7 protein-coding genes and 3 tRNA genes are annotated in these 8,254 nt (G+C 56.1%); 1 reads left to right on the top strand and 9 read right to left on the bottom strand.

Annotation, left to right across the window (positions count from 1 at the left end):
- Positions 1 to 365: 365 nt before the first annotated feature.
- Positions 366 to 452 (bottom strand) — tRNA-Leu (locus ACOCD2_RS08105).
- Positions 453 to 681: 229 nt separating this feature from the next.
- Here ACOCD2_RS08105 and glk point away from each other — a divergent pair.
- Positions 682 to 1,668, top strand: a complete 987-nt coding sequence (gene glk, locus ACOCD2_RS08110; RefSeq protein WP_293646794.1) for a glucokinase — start codon at positions 682 to 684, stop codon at positions 1,666 to 1,668.
- 3 nt (positions 1,669 to 1,671) lie between these two features.
- On the opposite strand, the gene ACOCD2_RS08115 is transcribed toward glk, so the two are convergent.
- From ACOCD2_RS08115 to uvrC, 8 genes are all read right to left on the bottom strand, one after another.
- The gene (locus tag ACOCD2_RS08115) at positions 1,672 to 2,325 is read right to left on the bottom strand and encodes a hypothetical protein (protein ID WP_305800391.1); all 654 of its coding nucleotides are present in this window, start codon (positions 2,323 to 2,325) and stop codon (positions 1,672 to 1,674) included.
- A complete protein-coding gene (locus ACOCD2_RS08120; protein WP_293646793.1) occupies positions 2,280 to 2,627 on the bottom strand; it encodes a DUF5329 domain-containing protein in 348 nt (115 codons plus the stop codon). Before ACOCD2_RS08120 ends, ACOCD2_RS08115 begins: the two co-directional genes overlap by 46 nt.
- Positions 2,624 to 3,475: an endonuclease/exonuclease/phosphatase family protein gene (locus ACOCD2_RS08125; protein WP_293646792.1), complete on the bottom strand. Its 852-nt coding sequence runs from the start codon at positions 3,473 to 3,475 to the stop codon at positions 2,624 to 2,626. The genes ACOCD2_RS08120 and ACOCD2_RS08125 overlap by 4 nt, the downstream gene beginning before the upstream one ends.
- Positions 3,469 to 5,022: a cardiolipin synthase gene (gene cls / locus ACOCD2_RS08130; protein WP_293646791.1), complete on the bottom strand. Its 1,554-nt coding sequence runs from the start codon at positions 5,020 to 5,022 to the stop codon at positions 3,469 to 3,471. Before cls ends, ACOCD2_RS08125 begins: the two co-directional genes overlap by 7 nt.
- A gap of 310 nt (positions 5,023 to 5,332) precedes the next feature.
- Positions 5,333 to 5,406, bottom strand: a tRNA-Cys gene (locus tag ACOCD2_RS08135).
- 152 nt (positions 5,407 to 5,558) lie between these two features.
- Positions 5,559 to 5,634 (bottom strand) — tRNA-Gly (locus ACOCD2_RS08140).
- Positions 5,625 to 6,245: a CDP-diacylglycerol--glycerol-3-phosphate 3-phosphatidyltransferase gene (gene pgsA / locus ACOCD2_RS08145; RefSeq protein WP_293646790.1), complete on the bottom strand. Its 621-nt coding sequence runs from the start codon at positions 6,243 to 6,245 to the stop codon at positions 5,625 to 5,627. Before pgsA ends, ACOCD2_RS08140 begins: the two co-directional genes overlap by 10 nt.
- 2 nt (positions 6,246 to 6,247) lie before the next feature.
- Positions 6,248 to 8,065, bottom strand: coding sequence for an excinuclease ABC subunit UvrC (gene uvrC, locus ACOCD2_RS08150; protein ID WP_293646789.1), 1,818 nt, complete (start codon positions 8,063 to 8,065; stop codon positions 6,248 to 6,250).
- Between the last annotated feature and the right edge of the window lie 189 nt (positions 8,066 to 8,254).

An 8,254-nucleotide genomic window follows, 5' to 3' on the forward strand; every position in this document is an offset into this window, starting at 1 on the left:
GGTTTTCTTATGTATCAATGCTTTAGATCATAATTGTACCATCCCGCACCGGATTTCTCATCGTCTTTTTTCGGTTTTTCAATTGAATTTCAATGACTTGGCATTTATAGACGGGAACTAATTATATGCCTTTATAAACCGAGCAACGATGTATATTCCCTCTGGCGTATCGTTTAGCCCCTTTCACGCCCATCAGTGACCCAGATAGGCAGCCGTTACGGCTTCCCGCTCATGGCTCAGCTCCCGGCTGATGGTGACCCGGGCTTCGTGATCGATTCAGCGCTGTTGTGTCGTTGTAAAGTAACTGTTTTTTCCGCAAGAAGTGTCAAAAAGCGGCGAGAAGCATAAATTGTTGATTATTGATATGGTGCCCAGGGCCGGAATCGAACCGGCACGGTGTTGCCACCGAGGGATTTTAAGTCCCTTGCGTCTACCAATTTCGCCACCTGGGCAGGCGGTCTCTGCACATTCCCAGACGGCTTTGTCGCCGCTTCATGCGCAGGAAATCGAAGGCGAATTCTAGCATACCCAATTCTAGCATACCCCCTGCGGCGCCGAATACCTGTGTCACAACTGACCTGAGGCAATGCAGAAATACCTGATTCACTATATATTGTTCACGTGCATCCCCCTATTGCAGCAGTTTCGGGATTGCAGGATTCTGGAAATCAGGAGCACAGCTTGCACATACTTTCAGGCGATATCGGTGGCACCAAAACCACGCTGGCCCTGTTCGAAAGCAACGGTACTGCGTCACGGGTGCTCGCCCGAAAAACCTTTTCCAGCCGGCAGCACGACTCCCTGGAAGGTGTGCTGCGACAGTTTCTCACGAAGGACATGCCTGCCCAGGACGTTGCCTGTTTCGGACTTGCAGGACCGATCCACGACGGCATATGCCTGACGACCAACCTCCCCTGGCGGGTCGAAGCAAAAAACCTGAGCGGGGAATTTGGCATCCCGCAGGTTTTTCTGATCAACGATCTGGAAGCCAATGCCTGGAGCATCGCTCAGCTGCCCGAAAAGGATCTGCACACCCTTCATCCGGGCAAACCCGATGCCGCAGGCAACCGTTCCATTGTTTCCGCCGGCACAGGCCTGGGAGAAGCCGGACTGTTCTGGGACGGCACGCAGCACATCCCTTTTGCCTCGGAAGGCGGCCATGCCAGTTTTTCCCCCACCAATCCGCTGGAAATCGCCCTGCTGGAATACCTGCTGAAGAAACACGACCGGGTAAGCTGGGAACTGGTGGTCTCAGGCATGGGGCTGATCAACATTCATGATTTCATGCTCAACCACTACGGCGAAGCGGCGCCGGAATGGCTGGCCGGTGAAATGGCTGAAGGTGATGCTGCGGCGGCGATCTCGAAGGCGGCCCTGGAGTCCCGTTGTCCACTGTGCGTGAAAGCGCTGGACATGTTCGTTCACCTCTACGGCGTGGAAGCAGGAAATCATGCCTTTAAAATCATGGCGACCGGCGGCGTATACATCGGCGGAGGCATCGCACCCAAGATACTGGATGCGCTTGAAAAACCTGCTTTTCTCGAAGGCTTCTTTGCCAAGGGCGGCATGGAACCCCTGATGCGGGACATGCCGGTTCACGTGATTCTCAATGCAGATGCAGCACTGTATGGCGCAGCTTTCTATGCCCGCAACCGCATTGCCGGGTGAGCATCAGAACGGCCACAGAGACCACCCCGTATCCAGGTCCTTTTCACAGCTCTTGAGCTGTTGCGCGTAGGCTTTCGACTGCCTGTCCACCTTGTCCGCCACCTTCAGCAGCCAGGCCTTCTTGCGGTAGCTGTGGTTGCGGTAACCGCCGTGCCCTTCGTGATAAGCCAGATACTGATGCCTAGCATCCCACTTCGAAATCCCCAGCTTGGCATGGCTGACATCTGTGTACCAGCCGACGAAATCCACGGCATCCGCGAAGTCATCCCTGTCTGCTCCCCGGTTGCCGGTCTTTTTGATATACCAGTCCCAGGTGTCATCCTTGGCCTGGGGATATCCGTAGGCGGAAGACGGTCGGGTCCAGGGAATGAAGCCCAACACTTTGGATCTTGGTGGCTGTGCATCATCACGGAAAGCGGACTCCTGACGGATAATGGCCATCTGGACATGGATGGGTGTGCCCCAGCGCTTTTGCGATGCCTTCGCGCTTTTGTACCAGTCGTCCTTTTCCCTGAAAATGTCGCAGAGGTTATTGATGTTTTTCGGCGGCGATGTGGCACAGCCGGACAGCAGGAGTCCTGCGAGAAACACTGGCAGGACACGCCACAACATCAGGGATTCTGCTGCCTGAAACGCCTGAGTTCCGTGGTCAGCCATTCCTCGCTGGTGATGGTCTTGCCATCACAGGTGGCATGATACTTCTTGCCGCTCATGCTGCTCTCGGTTGCGGCATAGCGGATAAAGTCTTCCGTGGTCTTTACCCTGTTCTTGATGTAATCATATTTTCGCTGGATATGGGCTCTGGCCTCTTTCGATTCATAGGTGCTGCCGTTGCGCTCGAAAGTACAGCCCGAGTCTGCGACGAAACCCAGCAGATGCTCGATTTCCTCGCTCATCGTCGCCGCGGCAGCGCTGCCAAGAAATCCCGTAAACAGAATGACAATCAACAGCTTGTTCATGTATTTGAATCCAGCCTGAAAGTGGTGGTCAGTGGGTGGTGATCGGACGATTTTACCTCAGTCACCTTGCTTTGTAGAGGTATCAGTCCCCGATAGTATATGTGATCGAGACGATGTCCAAAATGGACGACAGGCTTGCCTGCAAACGTTACCGTGCTCAGCCCGTTGCGGTTGGCCAGTTGGCGTATCACTGCCATACGCGCGCGATTCCAGGTGTTGAAATCACCGGCCATGATGATGGGGCCCTGGTGGCTGTCCATCACAGTTTGTATGGCCTGAAACTGGGCATCGAGATCGGCACTGCCGAGAGTAAAATTGACGCCATGCACATTCACTACCAGCAGGGGCTGCGCATATCCCTGTATGGCAAAATAGCTGATCAGCGCCGTTTTCGGCAGGCGCAGATAAGGTTCGGTTATCCGTTGCATACAGGGGTTCAGCTGCGCCGCCCTGCTCCCGGTGAGCACCCCGGACCAGTACCCACGAAGACTGAAGGCATGTGCCATGACCCAGTCCAGTGACTCTCTGTCCAGCCACTGCCGGAGCCGGGGCGCGAGATAGGCTTCCTGCAGCAACAGCAGATCCGAATGCTCCGACAGGACCTGCAGATCCTGTTCCCAGCCCTGCTGCTTACCCTTGTGGATGTTCCAGGTTGTCAGCGAAAACCCTTCGGAGTCCAGCCCTTCAGATGGCGGGGTTCCGGCAACAGGCAGTGCGCAATTCGCGACAGCACTGCCATTGTGAAGCAGTTGCACCTGCCCAGGAACGGTCGTACAGCCAGACGTAAGAACAACGGCGAATAGCGCCGCAGCGATCGTGCCGGAAATGCATTGCTTGCAGATTACCATGAGGTGTTTGATGGCAATTCGCGCCACGAGTTCCCCGTCATCCGGGATTCCCTGCCCTTTTTGAGATCCCCGTCAAAGCAACGGCGCCATGAGGCGCAGAACATTCTCGAAAAAGCGGCTCTTGAAGTCCCGTTCCTGCCACGAGCGGCTGTCCAGCAGCTCAGAATTATCGATATATTCCTGCTGCAGTTTGCGCAGTTTTCGCCCGCAAATATCTGTCCAAAAACCAGCAGGGTCACTTCATAGTTCAGCCAGAGACTGCGCATATCCAGATTGACCGTGCCGAACAGCGCCATATCATTGTCCACCAGCACCGATTTGGTGTGCAGCAATCCACCCACATACTGGTGGATCTCCACTCCCGCATCGAGCAGGTCATCGTAATAGGAACGGCTGGCATAGCGTGCCAACAGGGAGTCCACCCGCTTCGGAATGATCAGCCGGACACTCACGCCACGGCCGGCCGCTCCCCGCAGGGCGCGCAACAACGATTCATCCGGTACGAGATAGGGTGTGGTCAGCACAATTTCGCGTTGCGCCGCATTGACCAGCCCCGGCAGCATCTGCAGCAGGCCGTCACCTGTCTGCCCCGGGCCGGAAGACAGCACCTGCATGTCCACGGTCCCTTTTGGGCGGGCTTGACGCAGCACCCCGGATTCGACGTGTTCAGCAACAGATTCACCGGTTTCCAGGGACCAGTCACCCAACAGCACAGCAGCCAAGGGGGCGACCACTGTGCCTTCCAGCCGCACCATGGCATCCACCCATTCGCCGACGCCGGATTCCTGCTTGAAAAAGCGGGGATCCACCAGGTTCATGCTACCTGTCCAGGCTGTTTCTCCATCCACGACCACGATCTTTCGGTGCAAGCGCAAATCAGTGCGCCCCACCAGGGCGCGGAACAGACCCACCGGCAGCGCTTCACGCAACTGCACACCCGCATCCCGAAGCTGTTTCGGCTGACCGCTTTTCCACCAGGGTCGCGCGCCCATGGCATCTATCAGGATCTTGCAGGAAATACCGCGTCTGGCTGCCCGAATGATGGCATCCATGACTTCATCCGCTGTTCCTCCCTCATTCCAGATATAGAACTCCATGAGGATGCTTTCGCGTGCGGCATCGATATCCTCACACAGTTTTTTCAGGATCTGCTGGGCATCGGAATAGAATGCGAACCGACTGCCGTGTATGGCGGGAAACCCTAGCATCCTGATACCCAGGCGGTTCAAGGCAGCGGCAGTCGGTGTATGGGTAGACCAGTCGATCTCTGCCATCCTGTTGGCAATTTCTGACTGCGCGAGCTTCTCGTATTCAGCTCGCAGACTGTTGATACGCTGTGTGCGCCTGTTGCCTATCCGCCTTTCACCGATCAGGAGGTAGAGCAATGCCCCGACAAAAGGGAAGACGGCAACAATCATCAGCCATGACAGGGCCACACCTGTATTCGGTCGCCGCATGATGACGCGAATGGAAATCCCCACCACGATCAAGAAATGGGCGAGCTCAAACAGCGTGGCAGGATGCAGGACAAAGTTTTCCAGCGTCACATCATTGCTCCGGTAAATGCCGGGTTTTCGGCCGGCGAAACATCCGTTTACTTACCGCCACCGGCGGCAGGTGCAAAAACCAACCGGGCCGGTACCGCTTGAGCGCGGATACAGTACGTCTCAGAACATTGTTCGGGGTGTTTACTCTGCGTGTCCACTGGCTGTAACCGGCATTGCCCTGTTTCAGACCTCATTTCCATGCAAAAAAAACGGTAGGCGCCTCCAGGGGGGCCTGCCGCTTTTCTCTTTTTTAAGAAACAACATGTGCTTTATGTCGCATGTCATTGTTTCTACTTTTTTATATATAATATGGAGGCTGAGCCCGGAATCGAACCGAGGTCCACGGCTTTGCAGGCCGCTGCATAACCACTCTGCCACTCAGCCATATTACGCTGCATCGCAACACCATCCCTGGCTCCCTGCGACATGCCATCTGTCCATGGACGTCGCACCGCCATCCCTGGCTCCTTGCGATATACAGTCCGTCCATGGACATAAACGAAAAACCCCGCCGTATTGCGGGGCTTTCGAGAATTTGGAGCGGGAAACGAGATTCGAACTCGCGACCCCAACCTTGGCAAGGTTGTGCTCTACCAGCTGAGCTATTCCCGCTTGGTGAGGCGGTATTCTACCGGCGCGGCATCTGTTGTCAAGCTTCCGGAACATCTTTGTTTGTCCGACAGGCTTGGCCAGGCGGCACGCAGGTAGACCATCATGGACCACAGGGTCAGCACGACCGCAATGTACAGCAATATTTCGCCGATGCGGTAGGTTGGCAGACCGAACAGGGGATGACGGTAGATCAGCAGTGTGATCGCACCCATCTGTGTTGCTGTCTTGAATTTTCCGATGAGGGAGACGGCAACGGTGGTTCTGGAACCCAGCTCCGCCATCCATTCGCGCAAGGCTGAAATGGTGATCTCGCGACCGATGATCACCGCTGCGGATATAGCCATCCAGGGTGAGGGATTGTCGGCCACCAGCAGCACCAGCGCGGTAGCCACCATGAGTTTGTCTGCCACGGGATCGAGAAAAGCACCCAGGGGAGAAACCAGGCCCATGCGTCTGGCCAGGAAACCGTCCAGCCAGTCGGTGAACGCGGCGATCATGAACACCAGTGCCGCCACCTGATGATTCCAGGGTGCGGGCAGATAAAACAGGCCGATGAAAACCGGAATCATGATGATCCTGGAAAACGTCAGCAGATTAGGGATACTCCACATTGTCACGCCCCATGAAACGCCTGATAAATCTTTTCCGCCAGTTTGCTGCTGATGCCATCCACAGTGGCGATATCTTCTACCCCTGCCCTGGAAAGCCCCTGCAGACCACCGAACTGTTTCAGCAGATTCTGGCGGCGCTTCTGCCCGATGCCGGGAATGTCTTCCAGGACAGAGCGGGTGCGCGCCTTGTTGCGACGCTGGCGGTGGCCTGTGATGGCAAACCGGTGCGCCTCATCGCGAATATGCTGTATCAGATGCAGCGCCGGTGAATGGGCATCAAGTATAAGGGGCTGTTGCCTATGCAACAAGAAAAGTTGTTCCATACCGGCACGACGCTCCGGTCCTTTCGCCACTCCCACCAGCAAGACATCGTAGACACCGATGTCCGCCAGGATCTCGGCCGCAGTGGAAAGCTGCCCCTTGCCGCCATCGATGAACAGTATATCCGGCAGGCTGCCTTCGCCCGCAAGGATGCGCGTATAGCGCCGCTGCAGCGCCTGGGCCATGGCGGCATAATCATCACCCGGCGTGATGCCCTTGATATTGAAGCGCCGGTAATCGCTTTTCAGCGGCCCTTCAGCATTGAACACCACACAGGATGCCACAGTTCTTTCTCCGGCGGTGTGACTGATATCGAAACACTCCATCCGCTCCGGCGGCTCGTCCATGCCAAGGGCATCCTGCAGTGCTTCGATCCGCACCCTGGCATTGCTGCTGCTGGGCAGGCGGCTCTTCATCGCCACTTCTGCATTGTGTACCGCCATCTTCAGCCAGCGGGCGCGCTCACCACGGGGAGATTGCCGCAGATGCACCTTTCTGCCCGACTGTTGGCCCAGCGCCAGTTCCAGCACTTCCTGATCTTCCACCGCATGGCTGACCAGAATCTCGGCAGGCACCTGTTTGCCGAGGTAATACTGGGCGATGAATGCAGAAAGAACCTCGCCTGCTTCCCGCCCCTTGCTGCCACGGGGAAAGAACTGCTTGTTGCCCAGGTTTCGCCCCTGTCGGATGAAGAATACCTGAACACAGGCCTGCTCTTCGGCAATGGCGCAGGCCACGATATCCAGATCACCTTTCTCTCCGCTGACATACTGGCGTTCCTGTACTTTGCGTATGGCTTCGATCTGGTCCCGATAGCGGGCAGCCTGTTCGAACTCCAGTTCCGCGGATGCCTTTTCCATACGCTCTACCAGGCCGTTCACCACATCACGGGTCTTGCCCTCAAGAAACAGGACGATATCCTGTACGTCGCGCATATAGTCCTGCCGGACGATCAGTCCCACGCAAGGGCCGGTGCAGCGTTTTATCTGGTATTGCAGGCAGGCACGGGAACGGTTGTTGTAATAGCTGTTCTCGCACTGGCGCACAGGAAACAGTTTCTGCAGCAGGTACAGGGTTTCCTTCACCGCGGCACTGCTGGGATAGGGACCGAAATACCGCCCCCCACCCTTGCGTGCGCCACGGTAGAAACTGATACGCGGATACTCATCATCGGATAGATAGATATAGGGATAACTCTTGTCGTCCCGCAACAGGATGTTGTAACGGGGCTTGAGCTCTTTGATGAGATTGTTTTCCAGCAGCAGCGCTTCGGCTTCGGTGTGCGTCACCGTGATCTCGATACTGCGGATGCGCGATACCATGGTCTGGATGCGCAGGTTGCCGGAACGCTGAAAATAGCTGCTAACCCGGCGCTTGAGGTTCTTCGCCTTGCCCACGTACAGCACCTGGCTGTCTTTATCGAGCATGCGGTAGACCCCCGGACCCTGGGTCAGGGTCTTGAGGAAAGCAGCGTAGTCGAAGGGGCTTTCTTTTGTCACTGGGGTCTGAAATCCATCATCATTGGATGAAGTTTGCCGCAGATCGGCACGGGCTGCGAGAGATTCTTGAAAGGTAACTACTCACCCCTATCAGCATAGAGCTGTCCCGAAAAGGCCATTTGAATGGCGACCAGCGGATTGTATCCCTGATTTGCCATGGTCTGCAGGTAACTGGAGATGCGGCAATAG

The sequence above is a fragment of the Thiolapillus sp. genome (assembly GCF_048562965.1).
Taxonomy (GTDB): Bacteria; Pseudomonadota; Gammaproteobacteria; order Chromatiales; family Chromatiaceae; genus Thiolapillus; species Thiolapillus brandeum_A.